This window comes from Bradyrhizobium sp. AUGA SZCCT0160, assembly GCF_018130105.1.
Lineage (GTDB): Bacteria > Pseudomonadota > Alphaproteobacteria > Rhizobiales > Xanthobacteraceae > Bradyrhizobium.
In genome coordinates, this window is the sequence record NZ_JAFCMD010000010.1 from 213,459 (window position 1) to 240,020 (window position 26,562).

At 63.3% G+C, this 26,562-nt stretch carries 24 protein-coding genes; 11 read left to right on the forward strand and 13 right to left on the reverse strand.

Going from position 1 to position 26,562, the window contains the following annotated elements; translation table 11 throughout:
- The first annotated feature begins 252 nt into the window (after window positions 1–252).
- The 3 genes from JQ558_RS18415 to JQ558_RS18425 all read left to right on the forward strand — a co-directional run bounded on the left by JQ558_RS18415 (window position 253) and on the right by JQ558_RS18425 (window position 2,895).
- Window positions 253–1,752 carry a leucyl aminopeptidase gene (locus tag JQ558_RS18415; protein ID WP_212294469.1) on the forward strand — a complete coding sequence of 500 codons (1,500 nt, stop codon included), beginning with the start codon at window positions 253–255 and terminating at the stop codon, window positions 1,750–1,752.
- A gap of 33 nt (window positions 1,753–1,785) precedes the next feature.
- Window positions 1,786–2,238 (forward strand): DNA polymerase III subunit chi, encoded by a 453-nt coding sequence (locus tag JQ558_RS18420; protein ID WP_212294470.1) that lies wholly within the window; start codon window positions 1,786–1,788, stop codon window positions 2,236–2,238.
- 165 nt (window positions 2,239–2,403) lie between these two features.
- A complete protein-coding gene (locus JQ558_RS18425) occupies window positions 2,404–2,895 on the forward strand; it encodes a hypothetical protein (RefSeq protein WP_409363387.1) in 492 nt (163 codons plus the stop codon).
- A 53-nt stretch (window positions 2,896–2,948) separates the two neighbouring features.
- Here JQ558_RS18425 and JQ558_RS18430 read toward each other — a convergent pair whose 3' ends face one another.
- The 3 genes from JQ558_RS18430 to JQ558_RS18440 form a co-directional block, all read right to left on the reverse strand.
- Entirely contained in the window at window positions 2,949–3,677 is a 729-nt protein-coding gene (locus JQ558_RS18430) for a class I SAM-dependent methyltransferase (protein ID WP_212294471.1), read from the reverse strand.
- A 43-nt stretch (window positions 3,678–3,720) separates the two neighbouring features.
- Window positions 3,721–5,595, reverse strand: coding sequence for an ABC-F family ATP-binding cassette domain-containing protein (locus tag JQ558_RS18435; protein ID WP_212272447.1), 1,875 nt, complete (start codon window positions 5,593–5,595; stop codon window positions 3,721–3,723).
- A gap of 79 nt (window positions 5,596–5,674) precedes the next feature.
- Window positions 5,675–6,361, reverse strand: a complete 687-nt coding sequence (locus JQ558_RS18440) for a hypothetical protein (RefSeq protein ID WP_212294489.1) — start codon at window positions 6,359–6,361, stop codon at window positions 5,675–5,677.
- Window positions 6,362–6,392: 31 nt separating this feature from the next.
- Between JQ558_RS18440 and ndk the strand changes: the two genes are divergently transcribed.
- Window positions 6,393–6,815, forward strand: a complete 423-nt coding sequence (ndk, locus tag JQ558_RS18445) for a nucleoside-diphosphate kinase (RefSeq protein WP_212272445.1) — start codon at window positions 6,393–6,395, stop codon at window positions 6,813–6,815.
- Between the two features lie 60 nt (window positions 6,816–6,875).
- Window positions 6,876–7,715, forward strand: a complete 840-nt coding sequence (locus JQ558_RS18450; RefSeq protein WP_212208010.1) for a TerC family protein — start codon at window positions 6,876–6,878, stop codon at window positions 7,713–7,715.
- A gap of 160 nt (window positions 7,716–7,875) precedes the next feature.
- Here JQ558_RS18450 and ppx read toward each other — a convergent pair whose 3' ends face one another.
- From ppx to JQ558_RS18470, 4 genes are all read right to left on the reverse strand, one after another.
- Window positions 7,876–9,378, reverse strand: a complete 1,503-nt coding sequence (ppx, locus tag JQ558_RS18455; protein ID WP_212294472.1) for an exopolyphosphatase — start codon at window positions 9,376–9,378, stop codon at window positions 7,876–7,878.
- A 27-nt stretch (window positions 9,379–9,405) separates the two neighbouring features.
- Window positions 9,406–11,604: an RNA degradosome polyphosphate kinase gene (locus JQ558_RS18460; protein WP_212294473.1), complete on the reverse strand. Its 2,199-nt coding sequence runs from the start codon at window positions 11,602–11,604 to the stop codon at window positions 9,406–9,408.
- 161 nt (window positions 11,605–11,765) lie between these two features.
- Window positions 11,766–12,443 carry a chromosomal replication initiator DnaA gene (locus JQ558_RS18465; RefSeq protein WP_212294474.1) on the reverse strand — a complete coding sequence of 226 codons (678 nt, stop codon included), beginning with the start codon at window positions 12,441–12,443 and terminating at the stop codon, window positions 11,766–11,768.
- Between the two features lie 77 nt (window positions 12,444–12,520).
- A complete protein-coding gene (locus JQ558_RS18470) occupies window positions 12,521–13,063 on the reverse strand; it encodes a CDP-alcohol phosphatidyltransferase family protein (protein WP_192740702.1) in 543 nt (180 codons plus the stop codon).
- Window positions 13,064–13,231: 168 nt separating this feature from the next.
- On the opposite strand from JQ558_RS18470, the gene purM reads away from it, so the two are divergent.
- Both purM and purN read left to right on the forward strand, forming a co-directional pair.
- Window positions 13,232–14,305, forward strand: a complete 1,074-nt coding sequence (gene purM / locus JQ558_RS18475; RefSeq protein ID WP_212208014.1) for a phosphoribosylformylglycinamidine cyclo-ligase — start codon at window positions 13,232–13,234, stop codon at window positions 14,303–14,305.
- 4 nt (window positions 14,306–14,309) lie between these two features.
- The gene (gene purN / locus JQ558_RS18480; RefSeq protein WP_212208015.1) at window positions 14,310–14,963 is read left to right on the forward strand and encodes a phosphoribosylglycinamide formyltransferase; all 654 of its coding nucleotides are present in this window, start codon (window positions 14,310–14,312) and stop codon (window positions 14,961–14,963) included.
- Window positions 14,964–15,028: 65 nt separating this feature from the next.
- Here the strand turns inward: purN and JQ558_RS38145 are convergent, their stop codons facing one another.
- Window positions 15,029–15,364 carry a hypothetical protein gene (locus JQ558_RS38145; RefSeq protein WP_312014579.1) on the reverse strand — a complete coding sequence of 112 codons (336 nt, stop codon included), beginning with the start codon at window positions 15,362–15,364 and terminating at the stop codon, window positions 15,029–15,031.
- Between JQ558_RS38145 and JQ558_RS18485 the strand changes: the two genes are divergently transcribed.
- A complete protein-coding gene (locus JQ558_RS18485) occupies window positions 15,345–16,283 on the forward strand; it encodes an autotransporter outer membrane beta-barrel domain-containing protein (RefSeq protein ID WP_312014578.1) in 939 nt (312 codons plus the stop codon). The genes JQ558_RS38145 and JQ558_RS18485 overlap by 20 nt on opposite strands.
- Window positions 16,284–16,475: 192 nt before the next feature.
- Here JQ558_RS18485 and rnd read toward each other — a convergent pair whose 3' ends face one another.
- A complete protein-coding gene (gene rnd / locus JQ558_RS18490; RefSeq protein ID WP_212208017.1) occupies window positions 16,476–17,633 on the reverse strand; it encodes a ribonuclease D in 1,158 nt (385 codons plus the stop codon).
- 210 nt (window positions 17,634–17,843) lie between these two features.
- Entirely contained in the window at window positions 17,844–17,969 is a 126-nt protein-coding gene (locus JQ558_RS37885; protein ID WP_283813701.1) for a hypothetical protein, read from the reverse strand.
- 234 nt (window positions 17,970–18,203) lie between these two features.
- Between JQ558_RS37885 and JQ558_RS18495 the strand changes: the two genes are divergently transcribed.
- Window positions 18,204–18,929, forward strand: coding sequence for a hypothetical protein (locus JQ558_RS18495; protein WP_212208018.1), 726 nt, complete (start codon window positions 18,204–18,206; stop codon window positions 18,927–18,929).
- A 167-nt stretch (window positions 18,930–19,096) separates the two neighbouring features.
- Here JQ558_RS18495 and JQ558_RS18500 read toward each other — a convergent pair whose 3' ends face one another.
- Complete coding sequence (locus JQ558_RS18500; protein WP_212208019.1) at window positions 19,097–21,292, reverse strand: PAS domain S-box protein; 2,196 nt, start codon at window positions 21,290–21,292, stop codon at window positions 19,097–19,099.
- A gap of 463 nt (window positions 21,293–21,755) precedes the next feature.
- Here JQ558_RS18500 and JQ558_RS18505 point away from each other — a divergent pair, with 463 nt between their 5' ends.
- On the forward strand, window positions 21,756–22,892 hold the full coding sequence (locus tag JQ558_RS18505; protein ID WP_249142526.1) for an ABC transporter substrate-binding protein: 1,137 nt from the start codon (window positions 21,756–21,758) through the stop codon (window positions 22,890–22,892).
- 15 nt (window positions 22,893–22,907) lie between these two features.
- On the opposite strand, the gene JQ558_RS18510 is transcribed toward JQ558_RS18505, so the two are convergent.
- On the reverse strand, window positions 22,908–23,108 hold the full coding sequence (locus tag JQ558_RS18510) for a hypothetical protein (protein ID WP_212294475.1): 201 nt from the start codon (window positions 23,106–23,108) through the stop codon (window positions 22,908–22,910).
- Window positions 23,109–23,333: 225 nt separating this feature from the next.
- On the opposite strand from JQ558_RS18510, the gene JQ558_RS18515 reads away from it, so the two are divergent.
- Window positions 23,334–23,492 (forward strand): hypothetical protein, encoded by a 159-nt coding sequence (locus tag JQ558_RS18515; RefSeq protein WP_212294476.1) that lies wholly within the window; start codon window positions 23,334–23,336, stop codon window positions 23,490–23,492.
- A 75-nt stretch (window positions 23,493–23,567) separates the two neighbouring features.
- Here the strand turns inward: JQ558_RS18515 and JQ558_RS18520 are convergent, their stop codons facing one another.
- Window positions 23,568–26,513: a VCBS domain-containing protein gene (locus JQ558_RS18520; RefSeq protein WP_212294477.1), complete on the reverse strand. Its 2,946-nt coding sequence runs from the start codon at window positions 26,511–26,513 to the stop codon at window positions 23,568–23,570.
- Window positions 26,514–26,562: the final 49 nt, after the last annotated feature.

The following is a 26,562-nucleotide window of genomic DNA, read 5'->3' on the forward strand; positions in this document are numbered from 1 at the left end:
ACCATCCCTTTGATCCGTCAACAAAATGGCCGGGCCGTGGCACCCCTAGGATATGGTTAATTATTCGGCCCCTGTGGCCTTGCGGCCACGCAGGCGCTTGGCAGCGCCGCGGCTGACAGGCCATAGTGCGGCAAACCGAGGTCCCGGCCGATCGGGACCGCCACCGACGAGACCATTCTGAATACCGCTCCGCGTATCCTTGGGACCGCTTCCGGTCCCGAAATCAGCCCCTGAATTCTGGAGGAATTGCCTATGTCCGACGCCGTCAAGGTCGGCTTTATCCCGTTTTCCGCGGCGGTTCGCGGCATTCTGGTGGTGTTTTGCGACGATGCGCTGAAGTTCGGCGCGGCGACCCGCAAGGCGCTGGGATCAGCGGCCGACACCGTCAAGCGGGCCGCGGCGGCCAACCAGTTCAAGGGCAAAAGCGGCGCGGCGCTCGACATCCTGGCGCCGGAGGGAATCAAGGCGCCGCGGCTGATCGTCGTCGGTCTCGGGAAATCGTCGGCGCTGAAGGAGAAGGATTTTCTCAAATTCGGCGGCGTCACCGCCGGCAAGCTCAATGCCGCCAGTGACGCCGTTACCATCATCGCCGAACTGCCGGATGGCGCGATGCAGCCCGATCAGGCCGCCGCCATCGCGGCGGGCGTCCGGCTGCGCGCCTATAAATTCGACCGCTACAAGACCAAGAAAAAGGACGAAAACGGCGCCTTGCGATCAGATGTTTCGATTGCAGTGGCCGACGCTAATGCTGCGCGAAAAGCCTTCGCGCCGGAATCCCACGTCGTCGACGGCGTGATCATCGCGCGCGAGCTCGTCAACGAGCCGCCGAACGTGCTTTTCCCGATCGAATTCGCACGCCGCGCCAGTCAGCTCAAGAAGGTCGGCGTCAATGTCGAGGTGCTCGACGTCAAGGCGATGACCAGGCTCGGCATGGGTGCGCTGCTCGGCGTCGGCCAGGGCTCGACCCGGCCCAGCCGCACCGTGATCATGCGCTGGAACGGCGGCAAGAAGGGCGAGCAGCCGGTTGCCTTCATCGGCAAGGGCGTTTGCTTCGACACCGGCGGCATTTCCATCAAGGGCGCCGCCAGCATGGAAGACATGAAAGGCGACATGGGGGGAGCCGCCTGCGTCGTCGGCCTGATGCATGCGCTGGCGGCGCGCAAGGCCAGGATCAACGTGGTCGGCGCCATCGGCCTCGTCGAGAACATGCCTGACGGCAACGCCCAGCGTCCCGGCGACATCGTGACCTCGATGTCGGGGCAGACCATCGAAATCATCAACACCGATGCCGAAGGCCGGCTCGTGCTGGCCGACGTGCTCTGGCACGTCAACAAGAAGTTCAAGCCGAAATTCATGGTCGATCTGGCCACGCTGACCGGCGCGATCATGGTCGCGCTCGGCACCGAACATGCCGGCCTGTTCTCCAACAATGACGAGTTATCGGAACGGCTGAGCAAGGTCGGCCTCGAGACTGGCGAGAAAGTCTGGCGACTGCCGCTCGGTCCGGAATACGACAAGCTGATGGATTCGCAATTTGCCGACATGAAGAATGCCGGTGCACGGTACGGCGGCTCGATCACCGCCGCCCAGTTCCTGCAGCGTTTCGTCGACGATACGCCGTGGGCGCATCTCGACATCGCGGGAACCGCGATGGGCGCGCCGAAAACCGACATCAATCAAAGTTGGGGCTCCGGCTACGGCGTGCGATTGCTCGACCGGCTGGTCTCGGAATATTACGAAGCCAAGAAATAGCAGCGCAATATTAGCGGAAGAGCAGAAACCTGCATGACGGAAGTCCTGTTCTACCATTTGCAGAACATGTCGCTCGAAAGCGTCCTGCCGCCGCTGTTGGAAAAGTCGCTGGAGCGGGGCTGGCGCGTGGTCGTGCAATCGACCTCGCAGGAACGCACCGATGCGCTCGATGCGCATCTGTGGACCTACAGCGACGATTCGTTCCTGCCGCACGCCACCTGGCGCGCCGCAGATGCGCCGGATCAGCCCATCATCCTTTCGACTGAGGAGGGCAATCCGAATCGCGCCAATGTCAGGTTCCTGATCGACAATGCCGCACTCCCTGCGGATTCCGACAGCTACGAGCGCCTGGTGCTGGTGTTCAACGGCGACGATGCCGACGCGCTGACCGCGGCGCGTGGCGTCTGGACCGATTGCAAGTCCCGCGGCTTCGAGGTGACCTATTGGCAGGCCGACGAGCGGGGCCGCTGGCAGCGCCGGCAATAGCGATATAAGACAATTAATGATAATTTGAAGTTTCTTCCGGCAGACTTGTGGGTAGCCATGGTCGTGCCGCAAAGTGATGTTGGGACAAGTAGTTACATATCAAGGGCGGGGGAGCCTGGGTCCAGCGTGCGAGACGGAACGTTCAATCGAAAGCCATTGGTGGCGTTGCTTCTGCTCGGTCCCGTGATCGCGGGCTGCAGCAGCGCGCCTGACCTGCTTTCGAAGGATGCCGATTGGTTCTCGCGTCCCGGCCGCGTTTTCATCAAGAGCATTTCGATCGAGACGCCGCCGCTGACGCCGGACAAGCCGGTCACGGCAGAAGAGCTCGTCTCCGCCGACGGCGCCTGTCCGGGAATGGCGCCGCCATCAGGCGCTGCCGACGCCAATGCGCAGGCTGGTACGCCGCCCTCGACGACCGGTAGCGTCGCGCTTGGCCATACCGAATGCGATGTGGTGCGCGGCATCGGCGCGCCCGACAGCGTCAACTTCTCGAATAATCCCCGCGGCGATCGCGTTGCGATCGTCACCTATTCGCGCGGCCAGCGCGCCGGCATCTACACCTTCACCGCTGGACGTCTGTCGTCGATCGAGCGCGGGCCCGAGCCGGTGCAACAGCCGAGGGGCGCCAAGCCGAAGCGAAAGCCGGCGGCGACGTAAGCCGGAATGGTGGAAGTTCGGATCATCAACCCGCTCGGGGAGGTGGCATCCGCTCAGCGTTGAGCGACCACCAACAACATCATCGGCCGCTCCAGTTCTTCAGCCAGATCAGGGTTGCTGGCAACCTCATCGTCTGCGGGACTCCACTCCTGAACATGTCGGATAGTGAAGTTGGCACCGATCAGGATGTTTAGCGTTGTTCCGATCGTCCGGTGATATTTCAGCACGTCTTTCGCGAGCCAATCTGTCGTTCGGGGACCCTCGACGGAATATTGATTGACCGGCCACGTCCTGCGGCCATCACCATCAACCGACCAGCCCGGACGGGTCGGCGCCATGTAGATTGGATGCTCGATAGTGAAGACGAGGTGCGCGCCTGACGTGAGCGAGCGATGCACCGTCCGAACCAGTCTTTCGAAATCCTGCACATAGTGAAACGCAAGCGAACTATAAGCCAGATCGAAAGAGGCTTCGGGTAGATCGAGATGATCGAGGTCAGCGATCGCATATTCGATGTCCGGATCGCTTGTATCGGCGGTGGCTCGAGCAATCATGTTCTCGGAAATATCCAGCGCGAGGATATGCGCTGCGCCATGCATCTTTGCCCACCGGGCGAACCAGCCGAAGCCGCAGCCGAGATCGACGATCCGCTTGCCGTTGAGATTCGGAAGCAGCGCGCGTATCGCGGGCCATTCCGGAGCGCCGTCGAGCCCGTGCACTGAGCGGCGCAACTTGCCGTAACCGGCAAAAAACTCGGGATTGTCGTAGATGTTCTGCGCCATTCTCGGCTCCGCAGGTGCGGGGGCGGTTTGCCCAAGATCGCTTTCAGCCCGTCGCCTCGTCATATTGCGAACTTGCTTCCAGCCAGTTTTCTTCCGCGCGCTGTAGTGCGCTTGCGGCACCGGCGCGGGCCTTGCTGAGCTGGGCGGCCTGCTTCGGATCGCGCGTGAACAGGTCCGGCAGCGCCAGCGCGGTGTCGATCTTGGCGATGATGCCGTTGATGCGCGCGATCTCGGCCTCGGCCTCGGCGATTTTTTGCCGCAGCGGCGTGCGCTTTTCGCCTCGAGAGCGTTCGGGCTTTGCGTTTTCCTTCGCACGCTCATTGCCACGGTCGCGCGAAGCGGGTCTGACGTCGCGGATCGACAGCACCATTTTGCGGTACTCGTCGAGATCGCCGTCATAGGTCGTCACGGTCTGGTTGGCGACCACCCACAATTGATCGGCGCAGGCTTCGATCAGATAGCGGTCATGCGAGACCATGATGACGGCGCCGGGAAATTCATTGATCGCTTCGGCGAGGGCGGCGCGGCTGTCGATGTCCAGATGGTTGGTCGGCTCGTCCAGGATGATCATGTTGGGGCCGTAGAACGTCGCGAGGCCGAGCAGCAGCCGCGCCTTTTCGCCGCCCGACAGGCTTTTCACCAGGGTGTCGCCGGCCTTGCCGGAAAATCCGATGGCGCCGACCCGCGCCCGCACCTTGCTCTCGGGCGTCTCGGGCATCAGCTTGCGGACATGGTCGTAGGGCGAGCCATCGAGGTTGAGTTCGTCGACCTGATGCTGCGCGAAATAGCCGACCGACAGTTTTTCCGCGCGCGTGATCCGCCCCGAGAATGGCGGCAGCTTGTTCGCCAGCAGTTTTACAAGTGTCGATTTGCCGTTGCCGTTCGATCCCAGGAGTGCAATGCGATCCTCGGTGTCGATCCGCAGCGTGACGCGGTTGAGCACGGGCTTTTTGGGATCATAGCCGACCGAGACGTCATCGACCGCGATGATCGGCGGCGACAGCATCTTTTCAGGCGTCGGGAATGAAATCTCGCGCACGTCCTGCGTCACCAGCGCCGTGACCGGCTTCATCCGCTCCAGCATTTTCACGCGCGACTGGGCCTGGCGCGCCTTGGATGCTTTCGCCTTGAAACGGTCGACGAAGGCCTGCAGCCGCTTGCGCTCGTCCATCTGCCGCTTGGCATGCTTGGCGTCGAGCATCTCGCGCGTGGCGCGCTGCTCCTCGAACGACGAATAGGTGCCCTTGTAGAGCGTCAGCTTGCCGCGATCGAGATGCAGGATCTGGTCGACCGACGTGTCCAGCAAATCGCGATCATGGCTGATCACGATCACCGTGCGCGGATAATTCGCGAGATGGTCTTCCAGCCAGAGCGTGCCTTCGAGGTCGAGATAGTTGGTGGGCTCGTCGAGCAGCAGCAAATCGGGCGCCGCGAACAGCGTCGCGGCGAGTGCGACGCGCATGCGCCAGCCACCGGAGAATTCCGAACAGGGGCGGGCCTGATCCGCGGTCGAGAAGCCGAGGCCCGAGAGGATCGCAGCAGCCCGGGCGGGTGCCGAATGCGCATCGATATCGACCAGCCGGGTCTGGATCTCGGCGATCCGGTGCGGATCGTCGGCGGTCTCGGCTTCCTGCAACAATGCGTCGCGTTCCAGGTCGGCCTTCAGCACGACGTTGATGAGGCTTTCCGGCCCGTCGGGGGCTTCCTGAGCAAGGCTGCCGATGCGCCAGCGCGGAGGTATCGAGATGCTGCCGGATTCGGTCGGCAGATCACCGCGAATCGCGTGAAACAGCGTCGATTTCCCGACGCCGTTGCGGCCGACGAAGCCGACGCGTGCGCCGGGCACGATTTGCACGGAGCTGTCGTCGATCAAAAGCCGTCCGGCGATCCGGATCGAGATGTCGGTGATTGAAAGCATGCGGCCTTGTCACCGGACCCGCCGCCAAACGCAACCGATTTATCTGAGAAACAGGGTCTCCTGAAGCTCTCGATACAGGTTAATACCGCTCGTTCTCGCGCCGGTGGAGTTCATTGATCAACTGCTGCAAGCGGGGCGAGAGTTCGGTTTCCGGACGCATATACTGCTGCAACCGTTCGCCGACGGCATCGCAGATCGATCGCGAAGTCCGATGATCGATCTGCTCGAAAACGGGATTGATTCGGCTATCCATGGCGAGTTCCAGCATCGCTTTTGAGTAAATCTGAGTAAGTTGCTGCAGGATAAAGTCATGAGACTGCAATTTGTTTCGGGGTTGCAGAGCTCGTATGCGCGCATCAGAAGCGAGCCGGGGAAACGCTGTCCGCCGGTTCCCTGCATCGACGGGGGCAATAGCGAGGCCGACGAAGAGGGCTCGGCCAATTTCGGAGAAGCCGCGGCAATGCCAAGCGATCGATTGCGAAACACGATCGTCCGATTGCGAAGCGTGATCGAGGGTTCGGCGCGGATGGCGCCATCCGCGAGGTCGCTTCGGATCGGTCCACGACGCCCGAGTGCCTGAAAGGCTAACGTGCGGAACGCCCTCGGGCCGGCGTGAAATGGCTGCAGTAAAGGGCTCGAAGCGCTTTCGGCCGAAGGCCCGGCCCGGATGACGATCCGGGGCGGCAGGGGCTGACCAGCGAAATCGCGTCAAAAACGCGGCATTGGTCGCTTGCCGTCGCAGGACTGCGCCGATATAAGCCCCCAACTCTCAATCAGCGTTTTGTAAGGACGTAATCATGGCGATGGAACGCACTTTCTCGATCATCAAACCCGACGCGACCGAGCGCAATCTGACCGGCGCCGTCAACGCGTTGATCGAGAAGGCGGGTCTTCGGATCGTGGCCCAGAAGCGCATTCGCATGACGCGCGACCAGGCCGAGACCTTCTACGCGGTCCACAAGGCGCGTCCGTTCTTCGGCGAACTGGTCGACTTCATGACGTCGGGCCCGGTCGTGGTGCAGGTGCTGGAGGGCGAGGGCGCGGTGCTGAAGTATCGTGACGTGATGGGCGCGACCGATCCATCGAAGGCGGCCGAGGGCACGATCCGCAAGGTTCACGCCAAGTCGATCGGCGAGAACTCGGTGCATGGTTCGGACGCGACGGAAACGGCCGCGATCGAAATCGCGCAGTTCTTCTCCGGCAACGAAATCGTCGGCTAATTCAAAACGAGCGGCGCGCGAGCGCCGCCCAAGGACGGCCACGCGCCGGGGGGAAATGCTGTGAACTGGGTGCTGCAAATTTTCGATCCGGCGACGATCTCGACCTTCTTCACGCAGTTCCAGGCCGAGATGCAGCAGCCCGCCTTCTGGGTCGCGCTCGGCAAGATCATGTGGATCAACATCCTGCTGTCGGGCGACAATGCGCTCGTCATCGCGATGGCGTGCCGCGGGCTGCCGCCGCGCCAGCGGTTCTGGGGCATGATCCTCGGCGCCGGCGTCGCCGTTGGGCTGCGCATCATCTTCACCGGCATCGTCGTGTCGCTGATGGCGCTGCCGTTCCTCAAGCTGGTCGGCGGCCTGGCGCTGCTCTACATCGCGGCCAAGCTGCTCGTGCCCGAACATGAAGGCGAGGGCGACGTTCACGCGGCGGCGCATCTGTGGGCCGCCGTGCGGATCGTGGCGATCGCCGATATCGTGATGAGCCTCGACAACGTGATTGCGGTTGCGGCCGCCGCCAATGGCAGCATTCCGCTGCTGGTGATCGGCCTTGCGATCAGCGTTCCCCTGATCGTTGCCGGTGCGGCGCTGATCATGGCGCTGCTGACGCGCATGCCCGCTCTGGTGTGGGCCGGTGCAGGCCTGCTCGGCTGGGTCGCCGGCGAGGTCATGGCCACCGATCCTGCCGTCGTTCCCTATTTGCGTACGCTTTCCGATGGCCCGGTCGGCGTTTCGCTCGACCGCGTTTTCGGCCCGATCGGCTTGCACTTCGCCAATGGCGGTCATGGTGCCGAGGTGGTGTGCGGCCTGATCGGCATCGCGATCGTGCTGATGATAGGATCGACGTGGCGCAGACGCGCCCAGGAAAAACACGCCGCCGAGCACGCCGCCAAGGCGGCGTAGGGGTTCACACAGCGGAACGCGTAGCGAACTGCTCGCATCGCGACACGGAAACGCCCGGGAATCTTCCGGGCGTTTTTTGAGCCTGAGCTCTCGGCGATCCGTCGCGTCCATGCTTGGGGCCGTTGTGCAATGAGACAGGGACTCTAGACTAGTTCTGTCTTTACCGCCGCACGATCGATCCGGAGCGTCCGACCAGCCGGGCCAGTTGCTTGAAACGGCTGCCGACCCGGTCGGCGACGAGATCGACCATCCGGTGCTCGAACACCAGCATCAGCTTGCGGCCCTGGCTGCGGAAGTGCGTCGCGGGCAGCACACCGGTTCGCGCCGCCGAGATCAGATGCGCAACGCGGAACGCGGCGCCGAGCATTCTGGCGCGCTCGTCCATGGCGGGTGGCACCAGTTCGCGGATCCGCGCCGGCGGTTCGTTTTCCTCGCTGAGACCCGCGTAGCGGTAAAACACCGACAGCGCGACAAAGGCGCGGCCCTGGTGACTGATCGAGCCGAAATTGCCGTTGGTGATCAGGCTCAACGTCTCTTCGCCGCGATGGTCCGGATGCACCCGCCAGCCGATGTCGGACAGCAGGCATGCGGCGTGGCGCAGCCGGCGTTCCTCGGGCGTTTCGCGCAGCTTAACGACCCTGACCAGACGATCGGTCCACGAGACCAGTTCTTCGGCATGGCGGGCGGAGCGCGACAACAGCTGGTTCAGCGTCTGCGCGGCGCAGATGAATCCATCGAGGGTGCGCTCGGATGGCGGCAGCTTTTCGTACAATAGCCCCTCGCGCACGCCGAAGGTCGAGAACACGATGGTCTTGGGCTTGGCAACGCGAATGATGTGTTCGAGCACCAGCGCCGCGTAGGTCAGCAGCGGCCGCCGCGCGTCGGAGATCATCTCGATATTGGCCAGCATGTTGGCCGCAACCAGCCGCCGCAGCCGCTGCGCGAAGTCGAGCGCGTCCGCCGCCGGGATCGAATAGCCGTGCATCACCCGCAGCGGGTAGTCGCTCTGGATGATGTGGATGCGCGCCAGCGCACGCCAGGTGCCGCCGACCGCATAGAAAGTGCGGCCGCGGCCGGCCGTGAGCTGGGCGACGTCGGACAGTTCGTCGGAGACGATTCGCTCGGCTCGCTTCAGCGATTTGTCCGACAGATCCTGCAGCGCCAGGCTGCCGAGCGGCAGCGTGACGCCGCTGCGGACGCGGTTGCGGTGCACGTCGATCAGTTCGAGCGAACCGCCGCCGAGATCGCCGACGATGCCGTCGGGATTGTGCACGCCGGAGACGACGCCTAGCGCCGACAATTTGGCCTCGCGCGGTCCCGACAGGATTTGAATGCGGGCGCCGCAGATGCGCTCGGCCTTGGCGATGAAATCGGGGCCGTTGGAGGCGTCGCGGCAGGCCGCCGTGGCGATCGCATAGACGCGGCCGACCTTCTGGATTTTGCACAACGCGCGAAACCGCCGCAGCGCGGTCAATGCCTTGGCGACGGCGTCGGTCGCCAGCAACCCGGTGGTCTGGACCTCGCGGCCGAGCCCGCACAGCGCCTTCTCGTTGAAGATCGTGACGAGGCTGCGCGCCATCGTTTCATAGACGACGAGACGAACCGAGTTCGAACCGATATCGATGACGGCGACGCTGCTAGCGCGCTTGCGCGGCCGCTTCACCGCCAATCCCCCATGTGACGCAACCCGCTAGGACGAATGCTGACGCTCATTCCGGCGCGTGAGGCGGCGCGGCGAAGATTCCTTGAGAGACTTTCCACGGCCTGACAGACTCGGATTCGTCATGAAGTAGTTGTGCAGATTGAACGGCTCTTCGCCTTTCGCGGCCTTCATACGCGTTGAAGACCCATCGGGCAACAATTGCCAGCTTTGCTCGGTATCCTTCAGGTTCGCGACCATGATCTGTTCGAGAACCTGCTGATGCACCGTAGGATTTTGCAGCGGACAGAGCACCTCGACGCGGCGGTCCAGGTTGCGCGGCATCATGTCGGCGGACGAGATATACACAGCAGCTTTTGTGCTCGGCAGGCCTTGACCCATGCCGAAGCAGTAGATTCGGCCGTGTTCGAGGAACCGGCCGATGATGGATTTGACGCGGATGTTCTCCGAAAGTCCGGGCAGCCCGGGCCGCAGACAGCAGATGCCGCGCACCACGAGCTCGATCGAGACGCCGGCCTGCGAGGCCTCATACAGCGCGTCGATGATATCAGGATCGACCAGCGAGTTCATCTTCATCCAGATCGCGCCAGGCTTGCCGTGGCGGGCGTAATTGGATTCACCCTTGATGTGTTCGATGATGCGGTTGCGCAGCGTCAGCGGCGACACCGCCATGCGCTCGATGTCGCTGGGTTCGGCGTAGCCGGTGATGTAGTTGAACACCCGCGCCGCATCGCGCCCGATGATCGGGTCCGAGGTGAAGTAGGACAGATCGGTATAGATGCGCGCGGTGACGGGGTGATAATTGCCGGTACCGGTGTGCACATAGGTGGTGAGGTTGCCGCCCTCGCGGCGCACCACCATCGACAATTTGGCGTGGGTCTTCAGTTCAATGAAGCCGTACACCACCTGCACGCCGGCGCGTTCGAGGTCGCGCGCCCAGCGGATATTGGCTTCCTCGTCGAACCGCGCCTTCAGTTCGATCAAGGCGGTCACCGACTTGCCGGCTTCGGCGGCTTCGGCCAGCGCGCGCACGATCGGCGAGTTGTTCGAGGTGCGGTAGAGCGTCTGCTTGATGGCGACCACATCGGGGTCGCGCGCGGCCTGTTGCAGGAATTGCACGACGACGTCGAAGGATTCGTAGGGGTGATGGACCACCAGATCCTTCTGCCGGATCGCAGCGAAGATATCGCCGCCATGGTCGCGCACGCGCTCGGGATGGCGCGGCACATAAGGCACGAATTCGAGGTCGGGCCGGTCGAGCCGCGTCAGCTGCGACAGTTCGTTCATCGCCAGCACGCCGTCGACCAGGAAAATCTCGTCGTCGGCGGTGGACAGCGCCTGCTGCACGAAGGCACGAAGCTCCTCCGGCATCTTGGCTTCGATCTCGAGCCGGATCACCGATCCGCGCCGCCGCCGCTTCAGCGCGGTCTCGAACAGACGGACCAGATCCTCGGCCTCTTCCTCGATTTCCAGTTCGGAGTCGCGGATGATGCGGAAGGCACCCTGGCCCTTGACGGTGTAGCCGGGGAACAGGCGGCCGATGAACAGGCCGGTGGCCTGTTCCAGCGTGATCAGGCGTACCGCGCCGTCCTTGCCTGCGGGCATGCGGATGAAGCGGTCGATCTTGCCGGGCATGCGGATCAGCGCGTTCATCGGCTTGCCGTCGGCGACCCGCGACAGATGCAGCGCGATCGTGAAACCAAGGCTTGGGATGAACGGGAAGGGGTGCGCCGGATCGATCGCGAGCGGCGTCAGCAGCGGGAAGATGTTGTGGAGGAAGTGATCCTCGATCCAGCTCCGCTCGGCCTTGGTGACGTCGTGGTTGTCGACCAGAATGATGCCGGTCTGGGACAGTATGGTGCGCAGATCGCTCCAGATCGCCTGCTGGTCGGAGGCGAGTTCCGAAACCGTCTGGTTGATGCGGACGAGCTGCTCGGAGGGGGTCAGGCCATCCGGGCTGCGTTCGGCAATACCTTCACGGACCTGCGCCTTGATACCGGCGACACGGACCATGAAGAATTCATCAAGGTTATTGGCTGAAATCGACAGGAACCGGACCCGCTCCAGCACCGGATGGCCGGGATTGACGGCTTCCTCGAGCACCCGGCGATTGAAATGCAGCCAGGACAGCTCGCGATTGATGAACCGCTCCGGGCTAGTGGCGATCGCCAGCGGCGCTTCGGCAATTACGTCTTTTTCTTTTATTTCAACAACTTGCGCCGAGTCCATGAAGTTTCGATCCATCTCAGTTGGAGCGCCGCGCCAATCTAGGCGGATGCCATGCGCACCATGTGATAGTTGGATGACGTTTCGATGACATTGATGTTCCGCCGGCCGCCGCCGTCAAGGCGGCGGGGGCGTGACATGGCGCGCAGCGGCAGTAGCGCCCGTCAGGCGTCGCGGAGCAGTTCGGCCGCCAGCGCCCGGGTCACCGGCCGGCCGAGCCGCAGCGCCTCGCTATCCAAGAGGTCGATGGCCTGGCGCGCGGCCGCATAGGATCGCTCGATCCGGCTGGCGAGATAGCTCACGACAGTCTCGTCGATGCTCAGCTGGCGGTCGGCGCAGAATTTGATGATCAGGCCGCGGAACAGGAGGTCGTCGGGCGGCAGCAGCGACACCGTCGGCACCGCGCGCAGCCGCGACCGCAGATCGCGCAGTTCGACCTCGAAGGCCGATGGCGCAATCCGCGCCGTCATCAGAATGGAGGCTTCGTCTTCCCGCCCCAGATTCATCAGGTGGAACATCGCGCGCTCGTCGAAATCCCCCGGTTTCAGGTCCTCGACCACCAGCGCCCCCGTCGCAAGCGCGCCGGGTACTGCAGTTGGCGTCAAGGCATGGGCTGAGATCGAGCGGGCGCCGGCTTGCTCGGCCCAGATCGCGGCGAGATGGCTCTTGCCGGAGCCTTCCGGGCCCACCAGCAGCATGATGCGGTTGGGCCAGTCGGGCCAGCGTTCGATCAGCGCCAGGCCCGCTTCATTGGCCGGCCCTTCCAGAAAATTGTCGCGGGTCAGGCTTTCGGCGTGCGGCAGCGCAAAGGCAAGCTGACGGGGTTGAACGCGAACTGCCACGCAAGTCTCCGGAACCATGGCGTTTTCAAGCGAAGTGGGTACCGGTTCGCGTGAGGACAACGCTTCGAACAAAACGCCTATTTGGCCTCGATCGTACTCATGTGCCGCACCCACTCCACGAGATAGAGGGAGACGGAAACCAAAGTAAAGACCGTAACAAAACCCATCAGGATCAGGTCGTACGGCGTCGGCTTGAAGTTGAAGCCGAGCGACGCCAGCACCAGGGCGGCGAACGCCACCTGCGCCACTGTGTTGAGCTTCGAGACCATCAAGGGTTTCATCGGGATAGGCTTGTCGAACAACCATGACACGATCACGGCGGTGACGATCATGATGTCGCGCGACACCACCAGGATCACGATCCACAGCGGCACCGCGCCCCAGATTCCGAGCGAGACGTAGATCGAGACCAGAAGTGCCTTGTCGGCGAGGGGGTCGAGCAGGGCGCCGAGCTCGCTGGTCATATTGAAGCGCTTGGCGAGGAAACCGTCGACGGCGTCGCTGACGCCGGCAATCACGAAGATCGCAAATGCGATCTCCATCTGCCTCGAGGCGATCGCCCAGACGATAATGGGCACCAGGATGATGCGACCCAGCGTAATGATATTCGGAATATTCAACTCGGTCGCTTCCCGGCTACCTGGCCACCGGCCCTGATTACGTAACAGATCCGGCCCTTTGCGGGGCAGGCCGGTTGTTATCTACATAGTATATGCATCCGGTCCTTGCGAGCCATTGCAGGATCGCGGAAATCCTCGTAACCAGCCGTCTTCTGACGGGAATTGAGCATGATCGACCGCAAAAACGGGCTCACTTACGCCGATTCGGGCGTCGATATCGATGCGGGCAATCGCCTCGTCGATCTCATCAAGCCGATGGTGCGCGCCACCGCCCGCGCCGGCGCCGACGCCGAAATCGGCGGTTTTGGCGGGCTGTTCGACCTCAAGGCAGCCGGCTTCACGGACCCGGTGCTGGTGGCCGCGACCGACGGCGTCGGCACCAAGGTCAAGATCGCGATCGAGACCGGCCTGCATGGCGGAATCGGCATCGACCTGGTGGCGATGTCGGTCAATGACCTCGTGGTGCAGGGCGCCGAACCGCTGTTCTTCCTCGACTATTTCGCCTGCGGCAAGCTCGATCCGGAAGCTGCGGCGGCCATCGTGGCCGGCGTCGCCGAGGGCTGCCGGGAGTCCGGCTGCGCCCTGATCGGCGGCGAGACCGCGGAAATGCCCGGCCTCTACAAGGACGGGGATTACGACCTCGCAGGTTTTGCGGTGGGCGCGGCCGAACGCGGCACGCTGCTGCCCCGTCCGGATATTGCGATCGGCGACGCTGTGATCGGCTTGGCGTCCTCGGGCGTGCATTCCAACGGCTTCTCGCTGGTTCGGAAAATCGTCGAAACCGCCGGCCTCGGCTTTGACGCGCCGGCACCGTTCTCGCCCGTCATGACGCTCGGCGGCGCGCTGCTGGCGCCGACGCGGCTCTATGTGAAGTCGTGCCTGCGCGCGATCCGCGAAACCGGCGCCATCAAGGGCCTCGCCCACATCACCGGCGGCGGCTTCACCGACAACATTCCGCGCGTGCTGCCGAAGCATCTCGGGGTCGGCATCGATCTGGCCCGGCTTCCGGTGTTGCCGGTCTTCAAATGGCTGGCCGAGCAGGGCGGCATCGCCGAGCTCGAATTGCTGCGCACCTTCAACTGCGGCATCGGCATGGTCGCGATCGTCAAGCCGGATGCGGTCGACAGGGTCACCGAGATCCTCACCGAGGGCGGCGAGACCGTTGCCCTGCTCGGCGAAGTGATCGCGGCGGAAGGCGAGCACCGCGTGGTCTATAACGGTCATCTGGACCTGTCGCGGTGACGCCGTGAAGCGCCGCGTCGCCATTCTGATCTCCGGGCGTGGATCCAACATGGCCGCGCTGATCGACGCGGCGAAGCTTGCGGATTTCCCGGCGGAAATCGTCACCGTGATTTCCAACCGCGCCGATGCCGGTGGCCTGGAAAAGGCTGCTGCGAGCGGCATTCCCACGACCGTCATCGAGAGCAAGCCGTTCGGCAAGGACCGCGCCGGCTTCGAGGCGGTGCTGCAGCGGGCGCTGGACGAAAAGAATGTCGAGCTGATTTGCCTTGGCGGGTTCATGCGGCTGTTCACCGCCGAATTCGTCCAGCGCTGGTACGGCAAGATGCTCAACATCCACCCCTCGCTGCTGCCATCCTTTCCCGGCCTCGATCCGCACGGCCAGGCGCTCACGTCCGGCGTGAAGATTTCAGGCGCCACTGTGCATTTCGTGATCCCGGAAACCGACGCGGGGCCGATTGTGATGCAGGGCGCGGTTGCGGTGGCCGATGGCGACACCGCCGAGACCCTGTCGCAGCGCATCCTCGGCATCGAGCACCGAATCTATCCCGCGGCGCTGCGGCTGCTCGCCAGCGGCAAGGTCCGCCTCGAAGGCGATATCTGCAGGATTTCCGGACAGGCCGCGCCGGACGGAACCCTGATCTGGCCCGCGCAGGACTAGGCCAGTGCCACCCGGTGCAAAGCACTGTGGCCGGCGAACAACAACGGCTTCCATTCAATCCTGTGTCAGGCCCGTAAGCGATTGACGCTCTGCGCGAACTGGGCGCAAATCCGGGCATGCTGACCGGCTTGTCGCGCATTTTTTGAGCGGGCGCTTTTTTCGGGAATGGAATAGATGCGCTGCGCATCGCGAGCGGTGAGGATCGGGGGCGGTCGCGCTTTGGCGCGACTGGCGGCGATCGCGTTCGTGCTCGCGCTCAGTGTGTCTTCCGCGCAGGCACAGCTGACGCCGACACCGACCCCCACGCCAACACCGACGGCCTCGCCGACGCCAACGCCCACACCATCGCCGTCCCCGACGCCACAGATGATCAACTCAGCGGTGTCGTCGACAGCAACCATCACCAATCTCGGCAGCAATTTCCTGGAACGGTTCGGCACCACCAGCGGCTTCAGCCGCATGATGCGGACCAATCCCGGCGGCGGCGGCGCCTCCGAGGCTGCGGAAACACCGCGCTACCGGACCTGGTTCGAGGGCTATGGCATTTCGGCCAACAACGGTCCGCTCGGGTTTTTCGTCGGCGACACCCGCAAGACCTGGGGCGGCGTCGCCGGCATCGGCGCGCGCATCGCAACCGGCGTCAATGTCGGCATCTCCGTCGACCAGAGCCGGACCGACATCGACGTGCCGCTGGCGTTGCAGTCGGCCAGGATCGACCTGACCCAGTTCGGCTTCAACGCCTCCGTCGATGCCGGGCCGTGGACCTGGGCCAGCGTGATCGTGCACGGTTTTGGCAACATCAATTCGCGCCGCGATACCGGTTTGGGTTTCGCGACCGCCGGCTACAACGCCAGGCTCGACGGCGTGCTGAGCGAAATCAGCTATTACTGGTCCAAGGACCAGTACCGCATCGTGCCCAAGGGCGCGGTCGAATATGTCCGCGCGCAGACCGGAGCGTTCCAGGAGTTCGGTGGCCTCGATCCGGTGACGGCAACGGGCGCGAGCGTGCAGCGCTTCCGCGTGCTTGTTGGTGCCGAGGTCGGCCATTACTGGATCTTCGACCAGAAGATTTTGGACCTGTCGGCCTACGGCAAGTTCGTCAACAACGTCGTGCAGAATTTCTCCGACACGACGGTCAGCCTCGGCGCCCAGAGCGTGACCTTCCAGGGCATCGGCGAAAGCCAGTACGGCGCGGATGCCGGCGCCTCGGCCTCGCTCAGCCTGACCAACACCGCGCGCCTCTACATCAACTACGACGCCAAATTCCGCGCCGCGATGCAGTCGCACCAGGGCACGTTCGGCGTCGAGTTCAAGTGGTAGTTTCGTAGACGCGCTCTATCCGTCATGCCCGGCCTTGTGCCGGGCATCCACGTCTTTTCTTCGGCTGGACTGGAAAGGAAAGACGTGGATGGCCGGGACAAGCCCGGCCATGACGGGGCTGGATTATCCCTCAGCCCCTCATGGTGAGGAGCGCGAAGCGCGTCTCGGACCATAAGGCCCCGCTGCCGCGTCTCAAACCGCCTTATCCCGATCGACCCTGACCACGCGGCCTTTTTCGATCGCGAGCGCCAGCCTGCCGTGCTTCAGCGATAGCGCCGCCTCGCCGAATAATTCGCGGCGCCAGCCATGCAACGCGGCGACGTCGGCCTGGTCGTCGGCCGCGATCTGCTCGAGGTCGTCGACGGTTGCGATCACCTTGCTGGCCACGGCATGACGCTCCGAGGTCATTCGCAGCAGCACCTTCAGGAGCTCGACGATCGCAGCGCCATTCGAATTGCCGCGCGGCTTTTCGAGCTTCGGCAAGGTCGCAGGATCGCGCGCGATGCCGCGCTGTACGGCGGCGACGATGTCGCTGCCCCATTTGGAGCGGTCGAAACCCTTCGGCAGCGAGCGCAAATTGGCGAGACGCTCCAGCGAGGTCGGCGCATGGGTGGCGATGTCGCCGACCGCGTCGTCCTTCATCACGCGGCTGCGCGGCACGTCGCGGCTTTGCGCTTCCTGTTCGCGCCAGGCTGCGACTTCCATCAGCACGGCCAATTCCTTGGGCTTGCGCACCCGCGTCTTCAGCCGCTCCCAGGCGCGCTCGGGATGGAAATCATAGGTCTTCGGCGAGGTCAGGACTTCCATCTCCTCGCTGACCCATTCGCTGCGGCCGCGCTTTTTCAAATCGGCGTCCAGCGCCGCGAACACGTCGCGCAAATGGGTGACGTCGGAGACCGCGTAATGCATCTGGTCTGATGTCAGCGGCCGGCGCGACCAGTCGGTGAAGCGATGCGTCTTGTCCGGGCGGTGGCCGGTGATGCGCTCGACCAGCGCGTCATAGGCGATGCTGTCGCCATAGCCGAGCACCATCGCTGCGACCTGGGTGTCGAAGATCGGGTGCGGAATGGTGCCGGACTGGTGCCAGACGATCTCGATATCCTGGCGCGCGGCGTGGAACACCTTTAGCACCGCCTCATTGCCCATCAATTCGAAGAACGGCTTGAGGTCGATGCCCTCCGCCAGCGTGTCGATCACGACGGCTTCGTCCGCGCTCGCCATTTGCACGACGCAGAGCAGGGGATAGTAGGTCGTCTCCCGGAGGAACTCCGTGTCGACGGTGATGACCGGGTGCTTGGAGAGGCGATCGCAGGCAGCCGCAAGGTCGGAAGTGGTGGTAATCAGATCCATGAACAGTCCATGACGCTTTCGACAGGCGTTCCGCCGAAAGCGCTGGTATGTCAAGGGTCTTTGGGCAAAATTTGGCCCTGGAGTGGAGGCAAAGCACCGCTTTCTGCGTGCGCTTTGCGGCAGGACGCGCTTGGGGCGAGCCCTGCAAACGGTGGTTCCGGCCAAGGAGGCCTAGGCGCAACAGGGCGAAGCCCGGCCGGCCGGAAAGAATTACTCGTATCGGGCGTGCTTCGACGGCCGGCGCCCCGAGGGCAGCGCAAGCACGACGAGGCAGAGCGCTACCATCATCAGCCCGATGAACTCGATGGCAAAGACGTTCAATGAAAAGCCGTCCACGGCAATCTCTCCCCGCTACGATCGCTAGAATTGTCGGGAGTGGATTGAGGGGATGTTAATCGGAATGGTTAAGCGCCGGCTCCGTCCGGCAATGGTGGATGGGCGCTTAAGAAGTGGGGTTAACGGGGCGGGCACATATGCAACCGTGGGGCGAAGCGATTTGTCAATGAAGCTGCGCCATGTATCTCAAGCTGGAACGGCGGCGCACCCGCCAAGTTTATTGAGGTCGTCTGAATGAAATGGCTCGGCGTTGCGACCTTGCTGATCGCCGGCGCGGCGGTGTTCTGCGTGACGGCCTATCCGAGCGTGACCGTGCGATATCGCCTGACTCTTGAGGCGCAGGTAGACGGCGTGACCAAGACGGGGGCGGGTGTAATCGAAGTTACCTATAGCAAGCAATCACGCTTTGCCGGGCAGTCGCCGGGTACTGTGGGCTATCGGGGAGAAGCGGTTGTGCTCGATCTGGGCTTCCGCGGTACCTTGTTTGCGCTCCTCAAGGAGGGCGCTGATCTCCGATCGACGCCCGAAACCATCATCCTTCGTGCGTTCAATTTTCCAGGCGGGGCACTTCCGGAACCGATCGATGAGGGCTTGAAACAGCTACGGCGTATATCGGGCTCACGCGAATTGCCGCTTACTAGCCTGCCGCTGCTCGTTCGCTTTCGCGACATGAACGATCCGAAGACAGTAGAGAAAGTGGATCCCATCGACATCGGAAGGAGCTTTGGTGATGGGACCAAACTGGTGCGGGCGACGGTCGAAATCGTCCCCGTCGGAATCTGGCCGTTGAACTCTGTCGGCATTACGGGCGAGCCGCTAACGACGGGCATTGACAAAAGACTGAGCTGGCTGCCCAAACATTACAACGTCAAACTCGATGGTCAGCGATATGAAACAGTTTCAGCGTCGCTGCGGCTCGCAAACTCACTCGCTTCCGGATTTTTCAAGGCAGGATTCTAATTGTGGTTATCTCGATCGAGCAAGGAAGGTGGCTCGCACGAGCGCAGCGGCATGAGGAATGATATCTCGGTAGGGAAGTAGACGAGAGAAAACGCGCTGTTGGACTTCCGCGAACACCCTATCGCAGCAGGCGGATTCGCCGCTACGGGCAGCTCCCCGACCAGCACTCATACCGCCGGCATTGGGCCGGCGTGCTCGGCAGCAGCGGTCTCTTCTTTTTCCAAGGGCAGGGTGAAATGAAAGGCGGCGCCGCAAGGTTTATTGGCGTCGGCCCAAATCCGTCCGCCTTGCGCTTCGATGATCGAACGGCAGATGCTTAGTCCCATGCCGAGGCCGCTGGACTTGGTGGTGTAGAACGCGTCGAAGAGGTGCTCGAGGCTCGCCGGATCCAGTCCCGGACCGGTATCCCGCAAGCTGACGAGCACGCCGTTCGAGGCATCTGCGGCAGTGCTGATCAGCAACTCCCGCGTCCCCTCGCTGGCGCCGTTCATTGCTTCGATGGCGTTGATGATCAAGTTGAGGATCACCTGTTGCAGCTGGACCCGATCCGCTTGAATGCGCGGCAAGCCCTCTGCGAGTTGCGTCCGCACCCAGACGCCGTTCTGCACCGCTTCGCCGCGGGTCAGGGCTATGACCTCGAGGATCGCCTGGTTGATCTCCAGGCTCTCCTTTCTCGGGGGAGCTTTCTTGATGAGGGCCCGGATCCAGCCGATGACGTCGCCGGCACGCTTGCCGTCATCCGTGATCTGACCGAGGATCTGCCGAACCTCGCCGAGGTTCGGCGGCTGAGCGCCTAGCCAGCGCACCGCGGCCTGGGCGTTGAGCACGGTTGCGGCGATCGGCTGGCTGACTTCATGGGCGACCGAGGCCGTCAGCTGCCCCAGCGTGGCGACGCGATTGGCGTGGGCGAGCTCCGCCTGCGCGGAGCGCAAGGCCTCTTCGGCCCGCTTGCGTTCGGTGATGTGCCGCCCGACGCCGCGGTAGCCGACGAAGCGCCCCCTCTCGTCGAACATCGGCAGCCCCGAGACGGATACGTAACGCTTGCTGCCGTCGGGGGCAGGGCGCGCGAGCTCAAAATCACGGAAAGGCAGGTGGGCATCGAGCGTCTCCCGGTGCTTGCGCCAGGCCTCTGCGTCGGGCTCCAGGTAGGGCACCTCCCAGCGCGTCCTCCCGATCTCGGCGCCCCATGCCGGCGCGTCGGCAAGGCTCTCGGCGAACTCCTGGTGAACAAAGCGATGCTGCGCGTCGGTCTCCCAGTACACGTCGAAGGAGAATTGCACGAGGGTGCGAAAGCGCTCCTCGCTTTGCCGCAACGCCTCTTCCGCCCGCTTGCGCTCGGTCAGATCGAGGACAAAGCCAACACCTTGATTTGTACCTTCTTCGAACATCGCCCCGCCGATCAGCACGGGGACGCGGCTACCGTCTTTCCGCAAATACTCTTTCTCGAACGGTTGGGCCGTCCCGATCCGCTTCAGCTCTGCCACGGTACGCGCGTCGCGCTCGCGCCAGTCCGGCGGCGTCAGCTGTGTCCGGTGCAGGCGACCCGCGGTGAGATCCTCCCGGTCGTATCCCACCATGCGGAGAAACTCGTCATTGGCCTCAAGAATGCGCCCATCGACCTCCCAGATGATGATCCCGATGATGTTGGCGTCGACCAGGCGCCGGATCTTCCTGTCACGCGCTTCGATATCGCTCTGGAGCTGGACGTTCTCCTCGGTCGCTTTTCGCCGGCGCCTCGCTTCGAACCGTGCGAGCGCCAGTGCTGCCCCTGCCAGGACCGCGACAACGACGACAGCCGTAGCGATCAGCCAGGCTTTGCGGCGTTCGAGTGCCTCGGCGCGCCTCTCCTGATCCACGCGCAGGAAGCGCTCGTGGTCCACCATCTGGTCGATTTGCGACCGGATCTCGTCCAGGCTGCGGATCATCGCCAGCGCTGCCGGCCCGGAGCTGGTTCGGGCAGTATTGACGATGTCGTCGATCTCGCGGAGCTTTGCTGCAACGGTCAGCGCCAGATGTCCGGCACGATGGTTCTGCAATGGATCGCTCGCTACCAGAGCCTGGAGCGCCTGGGCGTCTCGGCGCACGCTTTCGTCGGAGACGCCATAGGCCTTGAGATATGAGGGGTCCAGAGTCAGCAGATACCCGCGCCTTTGGGCCTCCACGTCGGCGATGACCGTCCGCAGCCGATCAAGCGTCTCGAGCACCTGGCGACCACGCTCGAACAAAAGATCTGCCGCTTGTCGCTCCTGCCAATATCTGAAGCCGAGAAACCCGGTCGCGACAACCACAGTTAGAAGAACCGCGACCACCAGCGCGAGTGGACGAGCAAACCACCGAGAGGACTGGCTCAGAGTGACTGACATTGGCCTGGTCTTCGATGCTCGCGTGAGCGATTATTTTCTGATGCCGACGCAGAACATTGCTATTATAATGAAAATATAGCCGCGGTCCGCGGGATGCGACGGGAACCGGCAAGCTCCACCGTGCAGATTACACGCAAGGGGCCAGAACGTCACGGGTAAGGCCCCGCCCGCTTGTTGTGAAGGCCGATCCCCCGGCAGGAGCAACCACATGGCTCCAAACCACATGGGTCCAGGCGAAAAGTTTCCGAGCAGTCCAAGCTCGGCCAGCCGGCGGAGCTTCGTCAAGGGATTGGGCACGGCGGGCGTCACCTTGCCGGCGCTCGCCATGCTGCCGCGGTGGGGTTTTGCAGAGGATGCCGCCGCGAGCTACGCCAAGGCCGCGATAGACTGGAAGCAATTTGCGGGGCAGACGATTTCGCTCGCGGGCGCAATCCATCCCTGGTCGAACGCGATCACTCCGTTGTTGTGGGACTTCACCAAGCTTACCGGTATCATCGTCACTACCGACTTCCGGTTGGAGACCGCCTATCTGGGCGCGCTGCCGATACAGCTCAACCGTGGCAGCAGCACGCCCGATGTCTTCATGTGGACGACGTATGGCCAGGGCATCTCGGCAGGATGGCTCGAGCCGCTGAACGCCTATTATTCCGACAAGTCGCTGACCGATCTTGGATGGTACGACGAGAACGACCTTCTCAAGACGGCCCGCGCCTTTCCACTGTGGTCGGACCGCGAGCGCTACGCCATCCCGATCACCTCCGAGGCGGTGACCTTGTTTGTCAACAGCGATGCACGAACGGCCAGGAACCTGCCGATTCCCCAGACTTTCGAAGCGCTGCTTGCCACCGCCAAGGCGGTCAAGACCAGCGCGATGTCCGGGATTGCCATGCGCGCGCAGGCCGGCGGCAATTCGTCCGTGCCGGCCATGAGCTTCGTGTTCTCGTATGGAGGACACATGGTCAAGGACAACAAGGCTGCTTTCGCGAGCCCCGAGGCCATCGCGGCCGTCGAGATGTTCGGACAGCTGCTCAGCCAGGCCGGGCCGGTCGGCGTGGGCAGCTATGAATGGTACCACGTGCTGGACGACTTCCTTCAGGGAAGGACGGCCATGGCCATCGACAGCAGCAACTTCGCGACCGACATCTCCAATCCCGCCAAGAGCCGCGTGACGAAGCAGGCCGAATTTGCGGCCTTTCCGCATGCCCCCGGGCAGGCATCCGTCCCCTTCATGTCGCACTGGCAGGCGTGCATTAATTCCAAATCGCGAAACAAGCGGGCCGCTTTCCTTTTTCTGCTGTGGGCGACAAGCAGGGCGACCTCGCTGCAGACCGCCGCGGCGGGGCTTGCGACGACACGCCTGTCGGCCTGGTCGAGCGAGGAATTCAAGAAGGCGTTCGGCCCGCAGGCCGCCGCAGCGGCACTGACCAACTTGCAAAATGCCGACGTCGACCGCGCGAAGGCGATCCTTTTCCATCCGCAATCCCGGCCCATCATGGACGCCTTCATGATCGGCGTGAATGAAGTGGTCTCGGGAGCAAAATCGGCGAAGATTGCCATGACCGCCGCCGCCGAGAAGGCCAATGCGGTGATGCGCGGATAGTTGTGCCGCTCGGCGTCAATCCGTTCCGCCGTGAAAGCTGTCCATCCAATACCGCGTCTGTGCGTCGGTCCAACCGGGAACGGCATAGCCCCTGGTGGCAGCAACAGGTTGGGCCGGGCGTGACTGGCCCGCATGCGGTTTGGCGTGCTGCACCTTTGCGGCATTGGCAGAAGCACAGAGGGCGATCAAAAGGCCAAAGGCCAGAACAGCGCGCATTATATTCGCTCCCGGCAAAACCGTATTGCGCGAGGTAATGCCCAGGCCGCACCGTCGCAATCCGCAGCGGCTTCACGATTCTGTGGCGTTTGCGCCGCGCGCTACACCCGTTCCACGCACCGGGTTGAGTGTGACGTCCGACACAGCGGCCTTGGTGCGCTGCGGATTGTCAATCTCTTACGAGTGGTGGGGACAGTCCTTCCACCGATAACGGGAGAGACTGATATGACCAAGCTGAACACCGACGCGCGCGAACTGAATGCTGTCGAACTCGACTCCGTCTCGGGCGGATTCATCTGGATCCCGGTCGTCGTGGTTGCCTTCGTCACCGGCACCGCGATCCGCATGGGCATCGATGCGGTGGTCGACAAGGTCACCAAGTAAAAATCCTGCAGCGCTTTTCGGAGAAGCCTGGTTTCTTCGGAAGGCGCGCGCAGCAAGCAGCCTGCATCGGCGCCGTCACACCATGAGGTCGTGCGGCGCATGAAAAGCGGCGGCGGTCGCCAACGGTTCCAGAACAAAGCTGAAATTGTCATCAGCGGGATTTCCTGACAGCGATTGCGCAAGCGTTTGTGCTCCCGCTGGCGTCGCCAGTTGTCCTTCGCTTGGGCTGATTGCCGCTTGGGAGAAATCCACATCAAGGGGATCGATGGCGTTTGAAGCGTCAAAGCCCATCATCTCGTCGTTGAACTGGAATGACTCGCCGGCAGCCGACGCCTTGAAATTGAATCCGTCGCTGGTGCCGTAGATCGTGATCTTCACTTCCTGGGCGGTGCCGTCGGTGGTTGTGACCGTGAAGCTGTCGCAAAGGGTGTCGCAGTCATTGAGCGCCTCCACGGTGCAGTTGGCGTTGTCGAGCGTGTAGGTCCACACGCCGGCCGCCGTCATGGTGAAGGTGCCGTAGCCGCCCGCGCTCGCCTCCGGCCAGCAGACCGGCGTGAAGGCATTGGGCGTATTGTCGACGTCGGTGCTGGTGAGCGTACCGCACGCGACCGGGTTACCTTGATCATCGCAACCAGCCTCCACCACACATCCGGCTGTGGTGCCGGAGATGACGGCCGGGTCGTTGGCGCCCTGGACGGTGACCTTCACCACCTGGGCGGTGCCGTCGATGGTTGTGACCGTGAAGCTGTCGCAAAGGGTGTCGCAGCTATTGAGCGCCTGCACGGTGCAGTTGTTGTTGTCGAGCGTGTAGGTCCACACCCCCGCCGCCGTCATGGTGAAGGTGCCGTAGCCGCCCGCGCTCGCCTCCGGCCAGCACACCGGTGTGAAGGTATCGGGCGCATTGTCGACGTCGGTGTTGGTGAGCGTGCCGCACGCAATCGGCTGGCCGTAGTCATGACAAGCAGCCTCGATCACGCTTCCGGTTGTGGCGCCGGAAATGACGGCCGGGTCGTTGGCGCCCTGGATGGTGACCTTCACCACCTGGACGGTTCCGTCGATGGTTGTGACCGTGAAGCTGTCGCAAAGGGTGTCGCAGCTATTGAGCGCCTGCACCGCGCCGTTGTTGTCGTCGACCGTGTACGTCCACTTGCCATCCGCCGTCATGGTGAAGGTGCCGTAGCCGCCCGCGCTCACCGTCGGCGTGCTGACGGCCGTAAAGGTATTGGGCGTATTGTCGATGTCGGTGTTGGTGAGTGTGCCGCACGCGGTCGGCTTGCCGGGTTCATGGTGCCCAGCCTCGGTCACCGACCCGGTGGTGGTGCCGTAGATGATGGCCGCGTCGTTCGTTCCCTGGATCGTGACCGTCACCACCTGCGGCGTACCATCGATGGTGGTCACGGTGAAGGTGTCGATCAGCGTGTCCCCGATGTTGAGCGCCTGCACCGCGTGGTCGCAATCGTCGAGTGCGTAGGTCCACAGGCCGTCCGCGGTCAACGTGTAGGTGCCATGGCCGCCCGCGCTCGCGGTCGGCGCGTCAACCGGCGTGAAGCTGTTCGGCGTGTTGTCGACATCGGTGTCCGTCAGCGTGCCGGTCGCGCTCGGCGTGCCGTACTCGGCGCTGCCTGCCTCGATCACCGCGCCGGCCGTGGCGCCGGAAATGACGGCCGCGTCGTTGGCGCCCTGGATGGTGACCGTGACCAATTTGGCGGTGCCGTCGACGGTGGTCACGGTGAAGGTGTCGGTCAGCGTGCCGCCGACATTGAGCGCCTGCACCGCGGCGTTGGTCTCGTCGAGCGTGTAGGTCCACACGCCATTCGCCGTTATGGCGAAAGAGCCGTAGCCGCCCGCGCTCGCAATGGGCGTCTCGATCGCCGTGAAGGTATCGTGTGGATTGTCGACGTCGGTGTTGGTGAGCGTGCCGGTCACGGTCGGAGCGCCCAGCGCGCGGTTGGCGACGCCACTGGCCTCGACCGTTGAGCCGGTCGCGGCACCGGAGATGACGGCCGCGTCGTTGGTGCCGTTGATGGCGATCGTGAAGGTCTGGCTGGCTGCGAGCGCGCCGTCAGACACCGTGACGGTGAAGCTCGTGGTCGTGGGCTCGGTCAGCGCATTGATCGCGTGACTGTCCGGAACGAAAGTGTAATCGCCGGTCGTGCTGTTGACGTAAAGCGTGCCGTAGGGGCCGGTCTGCGAGACATCGAATGTCTCCCCATCCAGTACCGTGCTGCCGGCGGTCCGGCCGCTGATGCCGTAAGTCAGTGTGGTGCTGTTGGTGCTGCTGGCAACAAAAGTTCCGCTCGTCGCGGTGAAGGTGTCAAACGCCGAGGTGTCGATTTCGGTCGGCCCTGTCACGGCATTCAGCGTCGGCGGGACAGGCGGCAGTGCGATAATAACTTGGGTGGAAGGGAAGTTGGGCACCGGCAGCGGCAGGAGCGAGCCCCCCGTTGGGGTGGGGACGTCAGTCTCGATAAAATTGATCGGTTGCACCGGCAGCCGATCGACCAAAGGAGGTGTGCTCGATCCGGATGACTCCATGCCTTTCGCAAGGGTGGCGAGCGCTTCCTGCTGGGCTGCCTGCAACTCCGCCATTCGCGAGGAGGAATTTGTGACCCGGCTGATATTGATCGAGGATCCTTCGACGCGCAGGACGATCGTTTCGCCGGGATCCTCAACGACGAAGTGCCGCGGGATAGGCTCCTTGGTCACAAGCTCGAAGCTTCCGTGCTCCAGATCCTTGTAGGTTATGCTGCCATCATCAAGGAAAACGACATTCGGGTCCGCAGCTCCGGCTTCCTTCATCATGGAGAAGGTCAGCGCTGTGAGCCACAGCAGGCCGAACCGGGCGTGCGTGCGGCCCGAAATGCCGGGAAATGGCCTGTCGGCGTGCGGGCAATCGCTCTTCGCCCCCTGGCCGAGGGGGCGGCTACCGGCTTCCGTCTGAACATTGCCGATGACGCGGGGAAGCCGCTCCGCTGCCGCGTTACGATCGTCCCCGGTTTCGGCGTGGGACCCTGTGAACATGAGTTCCGTCCCGGCCTGCCGCTACCTGTTGCGCATTCAGGTCAAAACA